General features: G+C 45.6%; 14 protein-coding genes. 10 read left to right on the top strand and 4 right to left on the bottom strand.

From position 1 onward, the window contains the following. The first annotated feature begins 26 nt into the window (after positions 1 to 26). Positions 27 to 2,054, top strand: coding sequence for a DNA recombination protein RmuC (gene rmuC / locus NX720_RS21890; protein ID WP_262597502.1), 2,028 nt, complete (start codon positions 27 to 29; stop codon positions 2,052 to 2,054). A 92-nt stretch (positions 2,055 to 2,146) separates the two neighbouring features. Here the strand turns inward: rmuC and NX720_RS21885 are convergent, their stop codons facing one another. Then, positions 2,147 to 2,494 carry a hypothetical protein gene (locus tag NX720_RS21885; protein WP_262597501.1) on the bottom strand — a complete coding sequence of 116 codons (348 nt, stop codon included), beginning with the start codon at positions 2,492 to 2,494 and terminating at the stop codon, positions 2,147 to 2,149. Between the two features lie 336 nt (positions 2,495 to 2,830). On the opposite strand from NX720_RS21885, the gene pglX reads away from it, so the two are divergent. The 5 genes from pglX to NX720_RS21860 all read left to right on the top strand — a co-directional run bounded on the left by pglX (position 2,831) and on the right by NX720_RS21860 (position 11,062). Continuing rightward, positions 2,831 to 6,493: a BREX-1 system adenine-specific DNA-methyltransferase PglX gene (gene pglX, locus NX720_RS21880; RefSeq protein ID WP_262597500.1), complete on the top strand. Its 3,663-nt coding sequence runs from the start codon at positions 2,831 to 2,833 to the stop codon at positions 6,491 to 6,493. 81 nt (positions 6,494 to 6,574) lie between these two features. Further along, positions 6,575 to 8,698 (top strand): RecQ family ATP-dependent DNA helicase, encoded by a 2,124-nt coding sequence (locus NX720_RS21875; RefSeq protein ID WP_262597499.1) that lies wholly within the window; start codon positions 6,575 to 6,577, stop codon positions 8,696 to 8,698. 13 nt (positions 8,699 to 8,711) lie between these two features. Next, complete coding sequence (locus tag NX720_RS21870) at positions 8,712 to 10,007, top strand: DNA-processing protein DprA (RefSeq protein WP_262597497.1); 1,296 nt, start codon at positions 8,712 to 8,714, stop codon at positions 10,005 to 10,007. A gap of 174 nt (positions 10,008 to 10,181) precedes the next feature. Then, entirely contained in the window at positions 10,182 to 10,559 is a 378-nt protein-coding gene (locus NX720_RS21865; RefSeq protein WP_262597495.1) for a hypothetical protein, read from the top strand. 101 nt (positions 10,560 to 10,660) lie between these two features. Further along, entirely contained in the window at positions 10,661 to 11,062 is a 402-nt protein-coding gene (locus tag NX720_RS21860) for a TIR domain-containing protein (protein ID WP_262597494.1), read from the top strand. On the opposite strand, the gene NX720_RS21855 is transcribed toward NX720_RS21860, so the two are convergent. Continuing rightward, positions 11,041 to 12,009 (bottom strand): IS1595 family transposase, encoded by a 969-nt coding sequence (locus NX720_RS21855; protein WP_262597493.1) that lies wholly within the window; start codon positions 12,007 to 12,009, stop codon positions 11,041 to 11,043. The genes NX720_RS21860 and NX720_RS21855 overlap by 22 nt on opposite strands. 317 nt (positions 12,010 to 12,326) lie before the next feature. Continuing rightward, a complete protein-coding gene (locus NX720_RS21850) occupies positions 12,327 to 12,473 on the bottom strand; it encodes an alpha-amylase (protein ID WP_262597492.1) in 147 nt (48 codons plus the stop codon). Between the two features lie 150 nt (positions 12,474 to 12,623). On the opposite strand from NX720_RS21850, the gene NX720_RS21845 reads away from it, so the two are divergent. From NX720_RS21845 to NX720_RS21830, 4 genes are all read left to right on the top strand, one after another. Next, the gene (locus tag NX720_RS21845) at positions 12,624 to 13,220 is read left to right on the top strand and encodes a hypothetical protein (RefSeq protein WP_262597491.1); all 597 of its coding nucleotides are present in this window, start codon (positions 12,624 to 12,626) and stop codon (positions 13,218 to 13,220) included. 150 nt (positions 13,221 to 13,370) lie between these two features. Continuing rightward, positions 13,371 to 15,977 (top strand): BREX-1 system phosphatase PglZ type A, encoded by a 2,607-nt coding sequence (gene pglZ / locus NX720_RS21840; RefSeq protein WP_262597490.1) that lies wholly within the window; start codon positions 13,371 to 13,373, stop codon positions 15,975 to 15,977. A gap of 16 nt (positions 15,978 to 15,993) precedes the next feature. Then, a complete protein-coding gene (brxL, locus tag NX720_RS21835; protein ID WP_262597489.1) occupies positions 15,994 to 18,051 on the top strand; it encodes a protease Lon-related BREX system protein BrxL in 2,058 nt (685 codons plus the stop codon). Positions 18,052 to 18,065: 14 nt separating this feature from the next. After that, positions 18,066 to 18,995, top strand: coding sequence for a TniQ family protein (locus NX720_RS21830; protein ID WP_262597487.1), 930 nt, complete (start codon positions 18,066 to 18,068; stop codon positions 18,993 to 18,995). Between the two features lie 259 nt (positions 18,996 to 19,254). Here NX720_RS21830 and NX720_RS21825 read toward each other — a convergent pair whose 3' ends face one another. Then, positions 19,255 to 20,220 carry a CRISPR-associated protein gene (locus NX720_RS21825; RefSeq protein ID WP_262597485.1) on the bottom strand — a complete coding sequence of 322 codons (966 nt, stop codon included), beginning with the start codon at positions 20,218 to 20,220 and terminating at the stop codon, positions 19,255 to 19,257. Between the last annotated feature and the right edge of the window lie 20 nt (positions 20,221 to 20,240).

The raw sequence follows: 20,240 nt of genomic DNA, 5'->3' as shown, positions 1-20,240 counted from the left end.
CCAGAACTAATGCAACAGGAGTCGTCATGGATATGACAGTGATAATGTTAACCGGAATTTTTGCCGTCGTGGCCTTTGTTGGCGGATTTGCCCTTGCCAGCCTGAAAGCCAAGAGCAATCAGTCAGACCAGCTGGCTGATCTGAAGCAGGCAAGAGCGGAAAAAGAACGATTAGAGCAGGAATTGGGGGAGAAACAAAAGGAAGCTTCTGACTTATCTGAGGCATTAAATACTTTGCGAGTTACCCAAGAGCGTACTGAGGCTGAACGCAGCAATGGTCTTAATCAAATTGCTCAACTGGAGGAGCGCCTTGGTGGTTCTCTGCGTGAGATAGACACTTTGCGCAAGTCCGGGCAAAGCGCCAGAGAAGCACTGGTAAAAATTCAGGAAGCAACGGATAACCTGCATAAAAAAGAAGCGGAAAAAACTCAGGCATTAAACACGTTGCAGGATAAGTTTGACCAATTGCTTCAGGATGAAAAGAAAGCAAGAGAACAGTCGGTTAAAGATTCTGAAAATGCGGAAAACCTGAGCCAGAAGCTGAATGAGAAGTCAGATCAGCTGCAGGTATTGCAAAGTAAATATGACCAGCTTCTGCAAAATGAAAAAAAAGCCAGGGAGACTGCTGCAACCGCCAGAGAGGCGGCAGAAAAACTGACGGAGCAACGAACCAAAGACAGCCAGACTCAACAGGAAAGGTTGGAGGAAAAAGATCAGCGGATCAATGAAGTTCAGACTGAGTTAAGTGATCTGACAGGCCTGAAAACCCAAACAGATAAACAGCTGTCTGAAAGCAAACAGGCTGTGAAAAAAGCTGAGGCACAGCTAGAAGAAATCAGCAAACAATCGGCTGGATACAAGCAATGGTGGGAAGAAACCAAAAAGGACTTGAACGAACTTCAACAGAATCATAATAAGCTGACCGCAGAATATACCGAACTGAACACAACCCTTGAGCAAAGGGAACGAAACTTCAAAGAGCAGTTCCAGCAGTTAGAACAGAGCAAAGAAACCCTGACCAAAGAGTTCGAACGTCTGGCCAATAAGGTTCTGGAAGAAAAAGGCAAAAACTTCAAAGAGCTGAATAAAGAAAGTCTTTCCAGCTTGCTGAACCCGATACAGAATGAGATGAAAGGCTTCAAGGAAGTCGTCGAAAAAAGCCATAAAACAGAAGCAGAGCAACGTATTCAGCTGAAAACGGAGCTGAAAAATCTGCAAGACCTGAACAAGGATATTACCGACCAGGCAAAAAGACTGACCACAGCACTTCAGGGGCAGAAAAAAGTTCAGGGTAACTGGGGAGAGTTGATGCTGGAGAATGTGCTTGATGGTTCCGGCCTGAGGCTTGGCAAAGACTATAAACGGGAAGTCAGCTTTACCACAGAAGATGGACGTCAGCGACCAGACGCAATTGTCTATCTTCCTCAGGATAAGCATATGGTGATTGATGCCAAAACCTCACTGGCAGCTTACACCCGCTATGTTAATGCAGATGATGAGCTGGCTCGCAACCAGGCACTCAAAGAGCATAGCGAGGCGGTAAGCGCACGTATCAATGAGTTGGCAGATCGCAACTACTTCAGTTTACCGGGACTGAACTCTCCGGAAATCGTTGTTATGTTTATTCCAATAGAGTCTGCCTATGTTGAGGCTCTGAAATATGATGAGTCCCTTTACCAGCGAGCTATCGAGCAAAATGTACTCGTAGCAACACCGACCACGCTATTAACCAGCCTGAACATTGTCCGTCAGTTGTGGCGTTTTGAGGACCAGAACAAACACACTGCCGAGTTGGCAAAGCGAGCCGAAAAATTCTACAACAAACTTAGAACATTCCTGGTCAGCATGCAGGAAGTGGGGAAGCAGCTTGATAAAGCGAAAAGCACCTACACGACGGCTCTTGGGCAACTGAATTCTGGCAGAGGCAACCTGATTAAGCAGGCTGCCGAATTTAAAGACCTGGGTGTGTCGGTAACCAAAGAGCTGCCGGCAGAAATGGTGGAACGGGCTAATCTTGAACTGGACCAGCAGCCGGTTCAGAGTGGTCTGAACTAATCTCACAACTATGCCCACTTTCACCCTGTCTGCAAGTGGGCATTATGTTAATAGCTGTATTTGCAAATGATAGAAAAGCTCAGGCTCCCCTCTCACCTTTTGGTCAAATGCCATCCATACCCCATCTCACATTCGTATACGCTCAACTGAAGACCCTGCTCATCACAAAGAATCTCTGCCCGGAGGCGCGCTTCCTTTTCGTTACGATAAGACTGTTTAGGTCGGCCATCGGAGCCGACACAGACAGGGCATTCAGAGCTTGGGGTATACCTGCTTTTCGGTGTCAGGTGCCAGTTTGAACACACATCACAAAAATAGGGAAACATCTCCTTGTCATAAAACAGCTCTGAGTGTTCCGCAGCAGAGATGGCATCGTATTCATTGTCATAGACAGACAGTGGCTGCCCAGTGGTTTTGCTGAAGCATGTATCACTTTTCATCTTGAGTATCCAGAATCAACACTATGAAAAGTAAAAGTCAGAATTCTTGTCTAGCTTGTGGAAAATTCTAAGGAAAATCAGGCAAAGCAAGGAAGCAATAGCATCGTTTATCGATCATTTGTCTGACAGGTTTACGATCAGCGATCACAAGCAGAAATTTACCTGAACAACAATTTTGAGTCGTATATTGGGCAATTCGCAAATACTTATGACGACAAGAGTCTTACACCCTTACCCTGCAGTATTTCCCCCAAAACCTTGTTCGACACTGGTACAATACCCCATCTTTTTCGACCCCCGATTATCCAGGGGTTTCTTATTTTCAGGTTCGACAGTATGAACACCTCCCGTATTAAAAAATACGCCCCAAAGGCACGTACTGCCTTTATTGAAGCGGTGAAGGCGAAAGCTACGCAATTCGGTATTCACTCCGACAATCAGATTGACGAAGCCACCGTTACCGGCGATGTGATGCAGATCGGCGGCAGAGCCTTTTCTTCCGCATTGGCACCCCCGCGGCAGCGGCTGGTTGAGCGGGTACAGCGTCAGGGTTTTGAGGCGCTGATGGAACAGGTGGCTTACAGCTGGTTTAACCGTTTGTGTGCTATTCGTTATATGGAAGTGCATGACTATCTTGGGCATGGGCTGAAAGTGCTGGAAAACTTTGAGATTCTGCAACATGCCGCCGATGCCGCTGCAGATCTGGAAGTAAACCGTAACACCGTACTGGATCTGAAGGTCAACAACAAAGACGAAGAGCTTTACCGGCTGTTGTTACAGGCCCAGTGTCGCCAGTTGCATCAGACCATGCCGTTTCTTTTTGAAGCCATCGACGACGAAACCGAACTGCTACTGCCCGATAATCTGACCCGCACCGACTCTCTGATTCGAACTCTTGTCACCGAACTACCAGAAGAAGACTGGCAGCAGGTGGAAGTCATTGGCTGGCTGTATCAGTTCTATATCTCTGAGAAAAAAGATGAAGTGATTGGCAAGGTGGTGAAGAGTGAAGATATTCCCGCTGCCACCCAGCTGTTTACGCCGAACTGGATTGTTAAATACCTGGTTCAGAACTCCGTCGGTCGCCAGTGGCTGCAAACCTATCCGGACTCTGCCATCAAAAGCGAGATGGAATACTACATCGAGCCTGCCGAACAGACCGATGAAGTGAACGCCCAGTTGGCAGCCATTACGCCGGACAGCATTGAACCGGAAAGCATCAAAGTGTTGGACCCTGCCTGTGGCTCCGGTCATATTCTGGTGGAAGCTTACAACGTACTGAAAGCCATTTACGAGGAAAGGGGTTACCGCAGCCGGGATATTCCCAAGCTGATTCTGGAAAATAACCTGTTTGGTCTGGATATTGATGACCGTGCGGCGCAGCTGGCAGGCTTCGCCCTGATGATGATGGCACGGAACGACGACCGTCGTATTTTTACCCGTGAGATAAAACTCAATGTACTGTCACTGCAGGAAACCGTGCATCTGGATTTACCCAAACTGTGGAGTGCGCTGAATCTGGGCGGTGAGTCCGGGCATGGAACTTCAACAGGGTTGTTTGACGACACGGGTTCGGCAGCAGCAGAGCAGGATGAAACCTATCAGTTATTGGCTGAAACTCTGAAGCGCTTTGAACAGGCTAAAACCTTTGGTTCCCTGATTGATGTGCCTGCTAAACTGGCAGAGCCTTTGAAACGGTTGCTGGGTCAGTTGATAGAGCTGGGTGACAGCGGGGATACGGTGCAGAAACCGGCAGCTAAGGTGTTGGTGCCTTTTGTGCAGCAGGCTTGGCTGCTGGCTCAGCGATATGATGCTGTGGTGGCTAATCCGCCGTATATGGGTGGAAAAGGAATGAACCAAGAAGTAAAGAATTTTGCAAAAAATAATTTCCCAGACACAAAAACTGATCTGTTTTCAATTTTTATCGAAAAATGCTTGGAATTTGGGCAACCAGAAGCGGAGCTCGGTCTGGTGACACCTTATGTATGGATGTTTATCAACTCTTATAAGCAACTAAGAGAAAATATTATCAAAAAACATACTCTTACTAGCTTGATACAGTTGGAATATAATGCTTTTGCACCAGCGTGTATCCCTGTGTGTACATTTACAATCAATAAGCGATACATAAGGCGCTTTATGGGAAGCTATATCAATCTTTCTGACTTTAAGGGACATGAAAATCAAGCACCAAAAACACTTCAAGCAATAAAAAACAAGAAATGCGGGTGGTTTTTTGAGGCAAAACCATCAGATTTTCAAAAAATCCCAGGAAGTCCAATTGCATATTTGGTATCGGACAGCGTTAAGAATACTTTCACTAAAAATAATAAGCTTTCTGACATTGCTTCACCGAAAGCAGGCTTAGCTACAGGCGACAATACAATTTTTCAACGGTTTTGGTTTGAGGTATCAGGAAAGAATACTAAGTTTAACTGTGTTGATAATGCACAATCTGAACAATCCATGGAAAAATGGTATCCATGCCATAGTGGTGGTGAATATCGACGCTGGTATGGAAATCACGATGTAGTTGTGGACTGGCAACATGATGGGGAAGAAATAAGGAACTTTAGACATCCAGATGGTCGATTAAAATCTAGACCTCAAAATACAGCCTTTTTCTTTAAGGAAGGGGTGACATGGACAAAACTCAGCTCAGCAAAATTTGCAGCACGGTACAGACCATCAGGTTTTGTTTTTGATGATACTGGTAGATCTGCTTTTTGCAATGAAGATTTTTCAGGGCATGAAAAACTAATTCTTGCAGTAGTGAATAGCAAGGTCGGAGATTTTTTACTAAAGCTTTTAAATCCAACTATGAGTTTTACAAGCGGCGATGTGAGTAATTTACCTGTGACAAATACACTTACAATTGCGGATGTTGAAAATGTTAGCTGCATTATCGAAACAAGCAAATTCGATTGGGATAGCTACGAGAGGTCTTGGGATTTTCGTAAGTCACCACTCATATCAATTGAGCATGAATCAAATGTTTCAACTGTAAACTCAGGGTATTCAGTGTGGAAAAAGCGCAGGCATTTAATGATAGAAAAGGTTAAAAGTTACGAAGAAAACAATAATCAAGTTTTCATTGAAGCATATGGATTGCAGGACGAGTTGACAGCGAATGTACCTATCGAAGAAATTACGTTAACAGTAAATCCTCGTTACCGTTACGGAGGCAAAGGCACAACTGACAATGAACTAGAAAACCGCTTCCAGTCCGACACCCTGTCCGAACTCATCAGCTACAGCATCGGCTGTATGATGGGCCGCTATTCCCTCGACCGTGAAGGTTTGGTCTACGCCCACGCAGCCAACGAAGGTTTCAGCGAACTGGCAGAACAGGGTGCTTATAAAAGCTTCCCGGCGGATGACGATGGCATTCTGTCCCTGACCGATCAGGAATGGTTCAAAAGCGATGCCACCAACCGCTTTAAAGAGTTTGTCAGCACCGTCTGGGGCGAAGAGAACCTTCAGGAAAATCTGGAGTTTGTGGCACAAAGCCTGTGCCTGTACGCCATCAAACCGAAAAAGACTGAAAGCGCACTGGAAACCATTCGCCGCTACCTGTCCACCCAGTTCTACAAAGATCATATGCGTACCTACAAAAAACGCCCGATCTACTGGCTGTTCAGTTCCGGTAAACAGAAAGCCTTTGAATGCCTGGTCTACCTGCACCGCTATAACGAAGGCACCCTGGCAAGAATGCGTACTGAATATGTCACGCCGCTGCTGGGCAAATACGACGCCACTCTGCAACAACTGGCAGAACAGATCGACCGCGCCTCCAGCACCGCCGAAGCCAACAAGCTGAAAAAACAGCAAACCGCACTGGAGAAAAAACTCACCGAGCTGCGCGCCTTCGACGACAACCTGAAACACTACGCCGATATGCGTATTCCGCTGGATTTGGATGATGGTGTGAAGGTGAACTATGGCAAGTTCGGCAATCTGCTGGCGGAAGTAAAAGCCATCACGGGTAAGAAACCCTGAGCCATAATAGAGCGCAATAAATAAATTTATGCAGGTTGGCTCGCATTTGCTCGACCCAGCCTGCATATACAAGGTGTAAAAATGAAAACAACAAAACAGTTTTACCAGGAAGGTCTGGAATTATTACGTCGCAGCCTTGGGGATGCCGATGCCTGCTTTCATGAACATCAGTGGGAATCCATAGAGGAACTGGTGGTTCGCCAGTCCCGCCTGTTGGTGGTGCAGAAAACCGGCTGGGGTAAAAGTACCGTATATTTTACGGCGACCCGTTTGCTCAGAAATGAGGGAAAAGGCCCGACCATTATTATTTCGCCCCTGCTGGCACTGATGCGAAATCAGATAGAGTCTGCGGCAAAATATGGGGTTCGGCTTGGCACTATTAATTCCTCAAACAGCAACCCTGAAAACAAACAGACTGAACGACAGTTGCTGGCTGACCAGCTGGATGCCGTGATTATTTCTCCGGAACGTCTGGCCAATGAGGATTTTGTTGAACAGGTATTGTTGCCAGTGGCTGGCAAAGTCGGGCTGTTTGTGATTGATGAAGCCCACTGTATTTCTGACTGGGGGCACGATTTTCGACCGGATTACAAACGCATCAAGCATATTCTGCCTTATATGCCACCGAACCTTCCGGTGCTGGCAACCACTGCCACCGCCAGTCAAAGGGTTATGGACGATATTGCTGAACAGCTTGGGGAGAACATCAGGGTGTTCCGGGGGCAGCTGGTGCGAGAGTCTTTGCATCTGCAATGTTTGCACTTCCCCAGGCGCTCTCATCGACTAGCCTGGCTGGCGGATACTATTCCACAGATTGCCGGAACCGGGATTGTTTATACCGCAACCATTCGAGATGCGGAACAGGTGGCTGATTGGTTGAGGCAACAGGGGATCATTGCCGCAGCTTACTATGGCGACTTGCCAACCGATCATCGGCTGGCACTGGAGTCTGCACTGCTGAACAATCAGTTAAAGGTGCTGGTTGCCACTTCTGCTCTGGGTATGGGCTATGACAAGCCTGACCTTGCTTTTGTTATTCACTACCAGAGTCCGGGGTCGGTAGTCAGTTATTATCAGCAGGTCGGCAGGGCAGGCAGAGCGATTCCGCAGGCCTGGGGAGCTTTACTGTCTGGCGATGAAGATGCGGATATTCAGAATTATTTTATTAATCAGGCCTTTCCTAAAGAAGAGCTGGTGAATGAGATTCTTCAGACATTAAGTGATGCCGATAATGGGCTGAAGAAAACCGAGCTTCAGCGTATGATCAATGCCCGCCCATCGAAAGTTGAGTCGGCCCTGAAGTTTTTGATGGCAGAAAAACCGGCTCCGGTGATGAAGGATAAGAGCGTTTATTATCGAACCCCTGTTCGTTATGAACTGCCCCATGAAGCTATCGCCCGGCTTTGTGCATTAAAGGAACGAGAGTGGGCCGAAATGGTGGAGTATTTGCATCATGGGGATTGTCTGATGCAATTTCTGGCTCGGGCTCTGGATGATCATGATTCTCAACCTTGCGGTAAGTGCATCAACTGCTCAGGTGAAACTAATCTGCCGACTACATTCAGCCCCGAAACAGGGCAGAAGGCGGCAGAGTTTCTGGAAAATGTGTTTATCGAGATACCTCCTAAAAAACAGGTAGGTAACGGGGTCGCTAATGCTCAGGCACGTTTTCCTGTGTATCAGTTTCCGCCAAAGTTTGGTGATCTGGCCCATGAACCCGGCAGGGCTTTATGCAAATGGGGTGAAGCAGGTTGGGGTGAAATTGCCAAACAAGGTAAGCGACATCGTACATTTGATGTTCGTCTGACTGCTGCGGCTGCCCGGTTGATCAGGGAGCGCTGGCAACCGGAACCCTTCCCGCAGTGGATTGCTTATGTTCCTTCTCAGAATCACCCAGAGCTAGTAGCAGACTTTGCAAAAAATTTAGCCGAAAAACTGGGCATACCCTGTTACGATGTAATCAGTAAAGCACGGCTAAACAGGCCTCAGAAATTGATGGAAAATAGCGAGTTCCGCTGCCATAACCTTGATGGTGCCTTTGCTGTTGAAGATGGCATCCCCTCCGGGCCGGTTCTACTGGTGGATGACGCTGTTGATTCCGGATGGACCTTTGCCGTTCTTGCCGCATTGCTTCGGAGAGCTGGCTCGGGCGCTGTTTATCCATTTGCCGTTATGTCGACGGCTTCAAGTTCGGCCTCAGATTAAGGGTTGCCTGAATATGCACACAGAAAACACTCAGGCAGTATTATTGCTTACCTGTTATTTTTCAAAGCCTCGCAAGGATGAGGTTAAACCGCTTTCGGTGGCGGAGTATGCCCGCTTTGCCGAGTGGCTGCATGGGAATCGTTTTTTGCCTTCGTCCCTGTTCAGTGATTTCGACGATATTTTTGGCAAATGGAAAGATCCGAAAAAAACAGTCACCGGTGAACGGGTGAAAGCACTGCTTGACCGGGGCATGGCTATGGGCCTGGCGCTGGATAAATGGCAGAAAGCAGGCATCTGGTTGCTGACCCGAAGCGACAGTGACTATCCGGCAAGATTAAAAAAACGACTTGGGACTATGTCGCCGCCGGTTATCTTCGGTGTTGGAAACAAGAACCTGTTGGAAAGCGGTGGTCTTGCGGTGGTGGGTTCAAGGGGAATCGGTGAGGATGACTCTCAATTCACCCAAACTATCGGTACTCAGGCTGCGAAGGAAGGTATCAACATTGTTTCCGGCGGAGCCAGAGGTGTCGATGAAACTGCCATGCTCGCAGCCCTGAATGCCGAGGGAACGGCCATCGGAATTCTGGCAGACAGTTTGCTGAAAGCAGCCCTGGCGGGTAAATGGCGGCGGCATTTACAGAAAGATAATCTGGTTCTGATTTCTACTTACTATCCGGAAGCGGGTTTCAATGCAGGTAATGCCATGGGCAGGAATAAATATATTTATTGCCTGTCTGATCATGCCCTGGTGGTTCGCTCTGACAAAGATAAAGGTGGCACCTGGTCTGGAGCCAAAGAGAACCTCAACAAAGGCTGGGTGCCTTTGCTGGTGAAGCCCTCTGAAGTGGATGGCAATAGTGCGCTGTTACAGATGGGTGGGCAGCCACTTGAAATACCCAGTAGTGCTAAAGGCACTTCGGGGGGTTGGTTGGCTGATTTCATTAACGGGGTTGCAGCTTCTGCAGAATCTATAGGTCCGGTGCCTGATGATAATGATCTTTTCTCTGGTCTTTCTGTTGCTGAGCCGCAAACAGAGTATGTGCCGGAGGAAAGTGTTCAGGAAGTGACAGCACCTGTTATTGAAGATGTTCAAAACATACCGGAATCAGTCAACGACCCGTTTTTCCATTTATTCACCGAAAAGCTGAGAGAGTTGCTCGAAAGCAAGCCGAATATTTCTCTGGCAGATCTGAAGCCGATTATGTCTGATCTGAATGCCAGACAAATTTCAGACTGGCTTGACCGGGCTGAGAGCGAAAAGCTGGTTGAGCGGAAGGGGCGTTCGAGGACTTATCAGCTTGCTGGTTGATGTTTTTGTTGAGTATGTGTTGATGTGTGGGGGGGTAACTTGCCCCCCTCAGACATGCTTAATTTTTGAGAAGTCCTTTACATGTTTTTCTAATAAAAGAAACAGTTTCCACCTGCCGATACATTTCAATGATGCAAAACCTAAGAGTACTCAGGAGGCTATCTGAGAGAGCTATTGATATTTTATTTAGGACTGTTTATTTCTTTCCATGCTGCCGCATACGGAGAAAGCTTTAGTTGTTCGTTTGGCTCTACCGGAGCATGTCTGAGCTATGGAGATAAGGTCTGTTCCAGCTTTGGCAAATGCGTTGATCGGAATGATGTTTGCTTTGATGAGTATACCTGTGGTTTCGGTGGGTTTGTCTGTAAGTCGGATTATGATTCTTTGTCGCTCAGGTTCGATACTCTGGTTATGGAATATGACTCATTGGTAATGGATTACAACTTACTGCTGAAAAAACAAAATTTACTCATCAATAACTACTCTGAATTGCTTGAGAAATATAACAGTCTTGTTGATGAATATAATGAGTTGTTAATTCGTAATAAGTGACCTGTACGAATTATTCTGAAAATATCCTGCATGGTTAAAGAAACCTATCTATCTTGGGTGTTCGGTTAAATATATCGAATAAAGCTGAAGGATAGGAATTAATGAATCAGCCCCATGTTTTCATTAGTTATGCAGGAGAAAATTATGAGAACCTGCAAGACGTTCGTGCTGCCGCAAGCAACCCCAATAACCTTATAACATTCGTTGATCGCTCTCTGGCTGATCCGGTTAGGAACAGCTATGGGCATATTAATCGACGTCCACCTTCTGACCCTGCATCGGAGCAGGTAAAACAGGAAATTCAAGAGCTATTACAGCAAGCAGGCAAATTGCTGGTTCTTGTAGGTCCGAACACCCATAGTCATGAGTGGGTTTTGTGGGAGGTTGACACTTTCCTTCAGATGCACAGTGGCAGGTCAAGAGTGATGTTTATGAGGATACCTGGTGATTATGATTCAGGTATGCCGAGGGTGTTCAGGGGCTATGTTCCGTTTACAGGTTGAAAGCGAAATACGCTCATAATTTTATTGGTCAGCCGATCAAGAGATAGAGGTTTACTCTCAGTCAATGCCCTACGCCAGCCCAGATAACGAGACATATTTTTTGTCGCAATACCGTGAAATACGCCAAATATCCACTTCTTCAAATTACTGTGATAAGCATTAACATGTTGTACGTGAAAAACGCCGTCAATAACCCGTTGACCAGCTGATACCACTAATTCTTTAAAAATGAATCCAAGTTTTCTTGCAAGCTTCTCGTGTGCAAGGCTTGCATCCGCACAAACGACAGTTTCAATATTTATGCGCCCGTTTAAATGTTTGCACAACTCATCTCCACTTTCGTTGTCCAGTACACCGTCAACAGTTGAACCGGTTCTATCTCTCGCAATCATGACCGGAATTTTTCTGCATTCAGTTTTCTTATCATTACCTCGCTTTCTGGCAGGCCTTGGTAAGTTTTTCCTCTGCCCTTTGAATGATTCGCGGAATAACGTTTCGTCTATTTCGGCGATACCACTGAGTTCATCGGCTTGATCATTTTCAATGGCTTGCAAAAAACGGTGTCTCCAGCGAAATGAAGTATCCAAGTTTATGTTGCATTCCTTGGCAGCCGGGCGAAGTGTCAGTGAGTGCGTCATTCCCTGAAGGTACTGCGGCCACTTTTCAGGGTGACGTAAACGAGCCAGAGATGTTTTAGAAAATGCGTTAAAGGTTTTATGGCAATCTTTGCATTGATAACGTTGCCTATTGTTTCGAAATCCCCATTTATAAGGCTCTTCAGCATCACAATGAGGGCATTTTGGTGCCTTGCAAAAGTTAGCCTCAATCGACGCTGCTATGTCTATAGGTGAATCTTTTTCTGACAAGGCAGAAAGCAGGGTATTGCGTTGCTGGTTAGTTAATAGCGGTATTGAATTAAGAATTTGTTCAAACTGCTGGGATTGCATAACAAAGCCCCCTGAGATTAGGAGTTGATGAGAGTTTAGACTAATCAACCCCTATACGGAACATAGCCGTGTTCAGGGATTTTGAAATTCATAACTGGAATACCGGTACCATTGCCAGCTGGCTCCAACAATAATCATTGCCCCCTATCAAGAGCTTCAGAATGGAGCTTTTGATAGGGGGAACTTAAGTCTCATTTTTTCGGAGGATTGTTGTCTCTACCTCCACCAGAAGGTTGACCAGGGTTTTTGCTAGGCCAGTTAGGTGGATTTCTGGGTGGTGTTTGGGAAGTACTGCCTTTTGACATTTGTTTGTCCTTTTACTTTTTTGATTTCTGTTGATTAGGGTTCATCTGTTTCCCCCTGTTTCCATGGACTTTTGCGTATTGTTCGTTAACGCCGTCGCTTCCTTTGTTGGGGTTTAGCTGATTGGCATGATTGTCTTGTGGGGTTAGTTTCTTGCTCATTTAAAGTCTCCTTAAGCCATGATTGGCATGAATAATTGTATGCTTGCTTACCTTGCTGAGAAGGGGAAATAACACCGGAAAATCGCACCGAGTCAGGAAAATTATTCCTGCCTGACTATATTTTGAGACTGTATGAATGAGGTGTGGATTATGACACGTGAAGAGACAGAGTTAGCGGAAAGAATGTACGATGATCTAAAGCCAAAAATGCTCAAGCGATATGGTTCTGAAGCGGCATTTCATAGGCAATTTTACATTAAAAAAATCAACCCAAATGCAGGTGAGACTACTTTGAAGCGTTATGTTGATCGAGTCATGAAAAGTAAGAAAACCAGTCCGGAGAAAATTGCCGGATGGAAATGTTTTTTTGAACTTGAACAGTACAAATGTGGTGAAAAGGTGCAGACTGACGCTGATAGCAAAGCCGGCTGGCAACTCCGACTACAGGTGAAAAGCCGAATTACAGGGAAGCCCGGTAGGCCTATAGGAACTCCAGAGGCGACGCTGAGCAGTACTTATGAATTGTTTGGTGAATATAGGAAAATTTCCGGAGAACATGGTCCTGACTGTACAGTGTTTGATGAGCTTGCTGAGTCATATATTGATGGTCCTTTGCGTCGATTCAATACTAAATGGCATCCCAGAAAAAGCATTGAAGGTGATGATTTAGTGGCCTTTGAAGAGGATTTATTGTTATTACAAAATGAGAGCAGTGAATTTTGTAATCAACTTGAACAACTCTACTGAGTTGTTCTGTCAAAGAAGCTGAAACCTCATACTGCCATGCTTCGTTTGCAATCCTTGTCTGGTATGCCTTGCCTCTGCGTTGTGTTAGTTTTGCATTAATTTTTCATATCGTCTGTGCAGGGCTCACCACGGCCCGACCAAGGATTGTAGATGAACAGTGAACAGCTGAGTCTGGGGCTGGCTGCCAAGTTCCACGACCATCGTATTGTATTCTGGTACGACCCTGAGCGTAGCTTTTCAGAAAGCGTGGAAGAGCTTTCTCTGGCCAATGTAACAGTAGTAAACATGGAGAATGCTTCCACATTTCAGGTTAAAAAGCGTGTAGAGCTGGACGAGCCAGATAGTCAATTTCTGTTGTACTTCCCCCATGATATTCCGGAAATGGAAAACGACTGGCTACTGGATATTCGTTTGTACAGTGATCAGTTCTATGCCGATGCCAGCTCAATGCTGTTGAATGAGCTTGGTATCATCCGTATGGCACTTCGTAGTCACATTCAGGAGCGCAAATCATTCTTTGCCAGTAAAAAACGTCTTGAAGCCTTAAAGAAGCGGGTAGATGCTGATGAGTCTGAGCTGTCCATTGACCTTAAAATGATGGCGGTTCTGGCGGGCGCTGAGTCCTCGTCTCTGGATGAAGTTCTGCTGAAGATGTTTTTTGAGTATGCGGAGCATCTGGAGGATTCTGGTAGTGCTTTGAGTTTGCAGCAGAACCTCGATAAATTTGGATTACTGCCTTCTCTTTATAAGGCTCTGTTCGAACATTTTGGTTACCATTCAGAAGACCCTTCTGTTGAGGAGTTATTGCTGAAGCTCTTTTGTACCGAGCTTTGGACTCATCTTGAGGGTGATGATAAAAACTGGCTTAACGCTAATGTGTTGTCTTCTACCGCTGGCCGTGCAACGGCAACCGCATTTATGACAACCTGGCGAGACAGTCGCCGGTTTGCTGAAGACTACGATCGTATCGCCAAAGATCTGGAAAATAAGCTGGATGTTGTCCGCAGCATTAACCCCGGTTCAGTCCATGCGCTCATTGACTGTGAAACCTTTGAAGTGATTGAGCAGCTGGTCATCAAGCAATTGGTCAACGCTTTGCTTGGGCAAGGTCAGACCATAAGTCGAGGCCAGATCGATGAGATTGTCAATAAAAGAATGAGTGGTCATTGGTGCCAGATGCGCACTGAATATGCGGCAATTTATGATGCTTTGAAAGCGGCTAACGCCTTGTTTGCTTTACGAAAAAAATATACCGATGGATTCCATTTTGATACGGCGGAAGCTTTGTACACAGCTTATACCGACGAACTGTATCAATTTGATCAGTTATATCGTCAATTCAATGAACAAGCTAGAAAAGTACAGGCTAAAGGAGCCGACATTCTCAGGCAGCTGGATAATGCCGTGGAGGAAATGTATTGCCACTGGTATTTATTTGAACTTGGGTTGAGCTGGGATAAGTTACTTGAAAACCAGTGTGAACAGAATGGCAGCCTGAATCATTGGCGATTGAATGGAATCCCTTATCAGAAAGATTTTTATCGTGATCGTGTTCAGACGGTCTTGAAAAAATCGCAGGTGAAACGGGTGTTTGTTGTCATCAGCGATGCACTGCGTTTTGAAGTAGCTGAGGAGTTGTGCAGGAACATTAATGGTCATAAGCGCTTTAAGGCTGACCTTGAATCGCAGTTAGGCGTATTACCAAGTTATACCCAGTTAGGCATGGCTTCTTTGTTGCCACATATCCGTCTCGGTTACAAAGAAGATTTGAGTGGTGTGGTGCTGGTTGATGGACAGTCAGCCTCTGGACTGGAAAACAGGGCAAAAATCCTTAAGCCCTATAACGGTGTTGCTGTGACGGCCAAGGAGCTATTTAACTGGTCGAATCAGGAAGGACGGGAGAAAATCCGTGATGCAGAAGTGGTATACATTTACCACGACACTATTGATGCCATTGGTGATAAGGCGGCTACGGAAGATAAGACGCTGACCGCCTGTCGTGACGGCATTACTGAACTGGAAGATCTGGTTGGAAGAATTATTAATCGACTGAATGCCAGCCGGGTTGTGGTAACAGCAGATCATGGCTTCCTGTTCAGGCAACAGGCTTTGGCATCAGAAGATAAAACCGGGCTTGATAACAAACCTGAAAATGCTTTTGAAGCGAAAAAGCGTTACATCCTGGGAAGCTCTTTAGCTAAAGAAGAAAACTGCTGGCATGGGCGCGTCGCTGACTCTGCTGAAAGTCAGTGTGATACGGAATTCCTTTTACCTAAGGGAGCGAACCGCTTCCATTTTGTTGGTGGTGCCCGGTTTGTTCACGGCGGCGCTATGCCTCAGGAGGTATGTGTACCGGTCATGACAGTGCGTCCTTTGCAGAAGCAGCAGGCTGATAAGAAAACGAAACAGAAAGTAGGCGTGGTGGTAGCCAGCCAGCCAGTCAAACTGGTGAACAATATTGACAAGGTTCGGTTTTTGCAGACTGACGCGGTGTCTGAAGGGTTTGTACCAAGAACCCTGATTTGCAAAATTGTCGATCACCGGGGACAGACCGTTTCAAGTGAGGAAACCCTTGTCTTCAACAGTGAGTCGGACCAGATGGGAGAACGCACACGGGAAGCCCGCTTCAAGCTGATTGGCTCGGAGTTTGACCGGACTGCCGTGTACACATTGAAAATGCTTGATGCTGAAACCAGCACTGAATACAGCCAGTATAGTGTTAGCATCGACCTGGCTTTTCATGACGACTTTTTCTAAGGAGGATGTCTTTTTTATGAATACTGATACTGAGTTGGACAGCTCATCTCAGGCTGATCTGGATAGCCTCCTGACCACACATTTTCGAGGACGGGTTGTCCGTAAGGATCTGACAAAACAGCTTAAGGAAGGCGCTAATGTGCCTGTATACGTGCTGGAATACCTGCTTGGCATGTATTGCGCATCAGATGATGATGAGGTTGTGAGTGAAGGGTTAACCAATGTTAAGAAGATCCTTGCTGAAAACTATGTGCGCCCGGATGAAGCCGAAAAAATAAAGTCTGTTATCAGAGAGAAAACCTCCTACAAGATCATTGATAAGGTTTCTGTCCGGCTTAATCAAAGGAAGGATGTCTATGAGGCCAGACTTTCTAATCTTGGTATCAAAGATGCCCTGGTGCCCAGCAAAATCGTTCAGGAAAACGAGAAACTTTTAACAGGGGGAATCTGGTGCATTATCACGGTTCAGTACTTCTATGAAGAGGGCCAGAAAACTTCTCCGTTTTCCATCTTTACCCTGAAACCCATACAGATGCCATCCATGAATATGGATGAGTTGTTTAATGCCCGACAGCATTTCTCTGATGAGCTTTGGATCGACGGCTTGCTTCGCTCTGTCGGGATGGAACCTGCAAATCTGGAAGAAAATACCAAGTGGCACCTTATCGCACGGTTAATTCCCTTTGTTGAGAATAATTTTAATGTTTGTGAGCTCGGCCCCAGAGGGACCGGTAAGAGCCATGTTTACAAAGAGTGTTCCCCAAACAGTTTGCTTGTTTCGGGTGGACAGACCACTGTAGCCAACCTGTTTTACAACATGAGCTCTCGCCGTGTTGGCCTGGTGGGAATGTGGGATGTAGTAGCTTTTGACGAAGTTGCAGGCATTAGCTTTAAGGACAAGGACGGTGTCCAGATTATGAAGGACTATATGGCATCCGGCTCTTTTGCTCGTGGTCGTGATGCCATTGAGGCTAAAGCTTCCATGGTGTTTGTGGGTAATATTAACCAGTCCGTAGAAACACTGGTGAAAACCAGCCACCTGTTAGCACCGTTTCCTGAAGCCATGATTGATTCGGCTTTTTTTGACCGATTCCATGCTTATATTCCCGGATGGGAAATTCCGAAGATGAGGCCGGAGTTTTTTACCAATGCTTATGGGCTCATAACGGATTATGTTGCTGAGTTTATGCGTGAAATGCGAAAGCGTAACTTTGCAGATGTGATCGACAAATATTTTAAGTTGGGAAACAACCTGAACCAGCGGGATGTTATCGCCGTCAGAAGAACCACATCAGGTCTGTTAAAGCTTTTCTATCCTCATGAAATGTTTGATAAGGAAGCGGTAAGGCGGTGTCTGGTATACGCGCTGACTTCAAGGCGACGTGTCAAAGAACAGCTGAAAAAAATTGGAGGCATGGAGTTCTATGATGTTCATTTCAGCTATATCGACAATGACTCACTGGAAGAGTTTTTTGTCAATGTGCCTGAACAGGGAGGAGGAAAACTAATCCCTGAAGGGCTTCCTAAGCCGGGTGTCGTTTACCTCTCCGGAAAAGCGGCCTCAGGGCATATTGGTTTATATCGCTTTGAGACCCAGATAACGGCAGGGAATGGCAAACACACTACTTCTGGCTTTGGCTCAAATACAGCGGCAAAGGAAGCCATTAAAGTCGGGTTTGATTACTTTAAGGGGAACCTTGCCAGAATCAGCCAGGCTGCGAAATTCAGCGATCATGAGTTTCATCTGCATGCGGTAGATATGCAGAATATTGGTCCTTGCAATAACACTACTCTGGCGGCTTTTGTCGCTTTTTGCTCAGCGATCATGCGTAAGCCGGTTCAGGAGCAAATGATGATTTTGGGTGAGATGACACTTGGCGGAGTGATTAGTCCGGTAGAAGATCTTGCAGGATCTTTGCAGCTCGCTTTTGATTGCGGTGCCAGCAAAGTGCTCTTACCAATGGCTTCTGCTGCTGACATCAGTACTGTTCCGCCTGAACTTTTTGCTAAATTTCAGATCAGCTTTTTTGCTGATCCTGTGGATGCGGTGTATAAGGCTTTGGGAGTGAACTGAGTCGAGTTTTAGCCATGGCTTTGATGTTTCCAACGCCTTTGCCTGATGAAAGTATTTACAGTTTGGTCTGTCGCTATTTGAGGCTGACATTCCCTGTAAAGTACCGGGCCTCAAAGGTTTTGTTTGGTCATGAACAAGCCATGGCGGGGCCAGAATCTCTAGGGCGGTCCTTGGCGTATTTGCATGAGCAGGGGGGCAAGCAGTTTTGGCCTCGGTTAGAAGATATGGTTCGGGCAACGACGGCTTACAACTTGTATGGGATTTTCACCAGAAAGCGGGATCAAGGTTATCTGTTTAAAACCATTGCCAGCTACTACCCTGGGCAGCGGCACGCACTGTATCAGGGATTTTATCATCCTGATAATAAGGTCGATTGCTTAAAATTCTGCCCAGAGTGTATTGAAAGTGATACAGAAGAGTTTGGTGTAGCTTATTGGCACAGAAGTCATGCTTTGCCATTTGTATTTTGCTGCTGGAAACATGACTGCTCATTAATAGAAGTGAATTCTGGTAAAAAAAACTTTTTTTTGCCATGTAAGCACAGTAATGAGAATAAAAATAACAAATCTGTATTAAAAACTAATCAACAAATAGCTAAGATGTCATACAGTATTTTAAAAAGTGCTAACCCTGTCTGGATGAGTCGTGAATTGCTTTGTTATGTGATGAAAAGAGAATTGAATGTTAAGTATGCTCAGTCTGAATCGGTAGCAGGTGATTTATTGCAAGCTCATATAGAAGAGTGCCACTCATTAGATATTTTAAATAAATTGTCTCTTAGGCTTTATTTTGAACAGGGGGAAAGCAGACCTTGGGTAGTTGAATCTCTAAATACCGCAACACTTGCACATATACCGGAACAGCTTTTGATTATGGTGGAACTTTTTGGCTCTTGGAAATCCGTTAAAAAAGTCTGTAAGCTACTCAATAGCAGGTCAGATTAAAGAAGTAGTGGCTATTTGTTAGCCACCACAAGTTGTCAGTATCATCAGAGGCTGTTCACAGCCACGATGCTCTCCATGCAAGTAGCAGCATCTTGTAATCACCCTGCAGCCAAAGGCTGTTCACAGCTTCTGATAGTTCTTCGTCTGGCACTATCCACTTGTAATCACCCTGCAGCCAAAGGCTGTTCACAGCAGAAGCCTTGTATCAACCTGAAAAATATAAAAATTAATGGATATTAAGTCCGAAAATTCGTATAAATTAAGTAGTTTGAACTGGATTTTCTGCATTTTTAGCAGCCCGCAAACTGCTAAACGGAGAGTATAGACCATGCCAATACTTTACGGGGAAATCAGAGCGAATCAATGAAACTGAATCTGGTAAATCTCTTGCGTCAACAATGACTGAATAGTGCTTAAAAGTTTCTGGTGGCTCATGAAGGCTGGTTATGCAAACTCGGTCTTTCATATCTTGAAGTTTTGCATACCTGTTGCGTCGGCCATTTTGATGCTTGAAAGCAACAACCCCTTGGGTCGTCACGAGTCCTCGCATTTCTGAACGCTCATACTCAAACATCATGTCCAACGCTTCAAAAATCATATCAAGATCCTTGTACATCATTCCCGTTACAGCAGCGTCATGCTTGGATATTGTACATATGCCTAAAAATAAAGCGTAATTAAGCTTACTATTCTTGCCAATTGTTTGAGCTTTTAATTCATCTTCTTCAGTCGTAACACAGCAGCGAGTAATTGAGTTATTAATGATTCTCACAGTATTGATTGATGAAAGCCAAAAAAGCTGTACAGGACCTCTGATCGATTTTGCAGGAAACCTGGAAGCACCAAGTGCTGCCCCCATCATACGTATGTCAGCTTTTTCAATACAAAGCTTTTGTGCAATAGATTCCTGAATTGGATCAGGTACTTTCTCATTTTTTTCTGGTAGTGTATAGCCAAGGTCTTCATAAACCTCCTGATGCAGGTTATTCAAGACAGAACCGTTTTGAAAATAGATTGAAAGCGGATCATCAACAGTAGGCCCGGATATATAATTTCTGATAGATCTTTTCTGTCTAACAGAGGATACAACGGCTTTCATTGTTTCCGGATGATACCTTGGGGCTCCAGCCATATCTGGGTCTCCATTGATGTTCCCCCAGCAGACATCGAAAACAAAAAAGATATCATATGATTCCTGTAGGACAGAGCTGGCGGTAGTGTGCATATCATCACCATAACAGTTGA

This window comes from Endozoicomonas euniceicola, from assembly GCF_025562755.1.
Taxonomy (GTDB): domain Bacteria; phylum Pseudomonadota; class Gammaproteobacteria; order Pseudomonadales; family Endozoicomonadaceae; genus Endozoicomonas_A; species Endozoicomonas_A euniceicola.
Note: the sequence above shows the minus strand (reverse complement) of the source record. Positions and strands in the feature narration are given on the sequence as shown.

Coding starts and splice junctions, on each gene's coding strand:
- NX720_RS21845 (WP_262597491.1), top strand. CDS start 12,624: ATGACACGTGAAGAGACAGAGTTAGCGGAAAGAATGTACGATGATCTA.
- rmuC (WP_262597502.1), top strand. CDS start 27: ATGGATATGACAGTGATAATGTTAACCGGAATTTTTGCCGTCGTGGCC.
- NX720_RS21855 (WP_262597493.1), bottom strand. CDS start 12,009: ATGCAATCCCAGCAGTTTGAACAAATTCTTAATTCAATACCGCTATTA.
- NX720_RS21850 (WP_262597492.1), bottom strand. CDS start 12,473: ATGAGCAAGAAACTAACCCCACAAGACAATCATGCCAATCAGCTAAAC.
- pglZ (WP_262597490.1), top strand. CDS start 13,371: ATGAACAGTGAACAGCTGAGTCTGGGGCTGGCTGCCAAGTTCCACGAC.
- pglX (WP_262597500.1), top strand. CDS start 2,831: ATGAACACCTCCCGTATTAAAAAATACGCCCCAAAGGCACGTACTGCC.
- NX720_RS21825 (WP_262597485.1), bottom strand. CDS start 20,220: ATGCACACTACCGCCAGCTCTGTCCTACAGGAATCATATGATATCTTT.
- NX720_RS21830 (WP_262597487.1), top strand. CDS start 18,066: ATGGCTTTGATGTTTCCAACGCCTTTGCCTGATGAAAGTATTTACAGT.
- NX720_RS21870 (WP_262597497.1), top strand. CDS start 8,712: ATGCACACAGAAAACACTCAGGCAGTATTATTGCTTACCTGTTATTTT.
- NX720_RS21885 (WP_262597501.1), bottom strand. CDS start 2,494: ATGAAAAGTGATACATGCTTCAGCAAAACCACTGGGCAGCCACTGTCT.
- brxL (WP_262597489.1), top strand. CDS start 15,994: ATGAATACTGATACTGAGTTGGACAGCTCATCTCAGGCTGATCTGGAT.
- NX720_RS21860 (WP_262597494.1), top strand. CDS start 10,661: ATGAATCAGCCCCATGTTTTCATTAGTTATGCAGGAGAAAATTATGAG.
- NX720_RS21875 (WP_262597499.1), top strand. CDS start 6,575: ATGAAAACAACAAAACAGTTTTACCAGGAAGGTCTGGAATTATTACGT.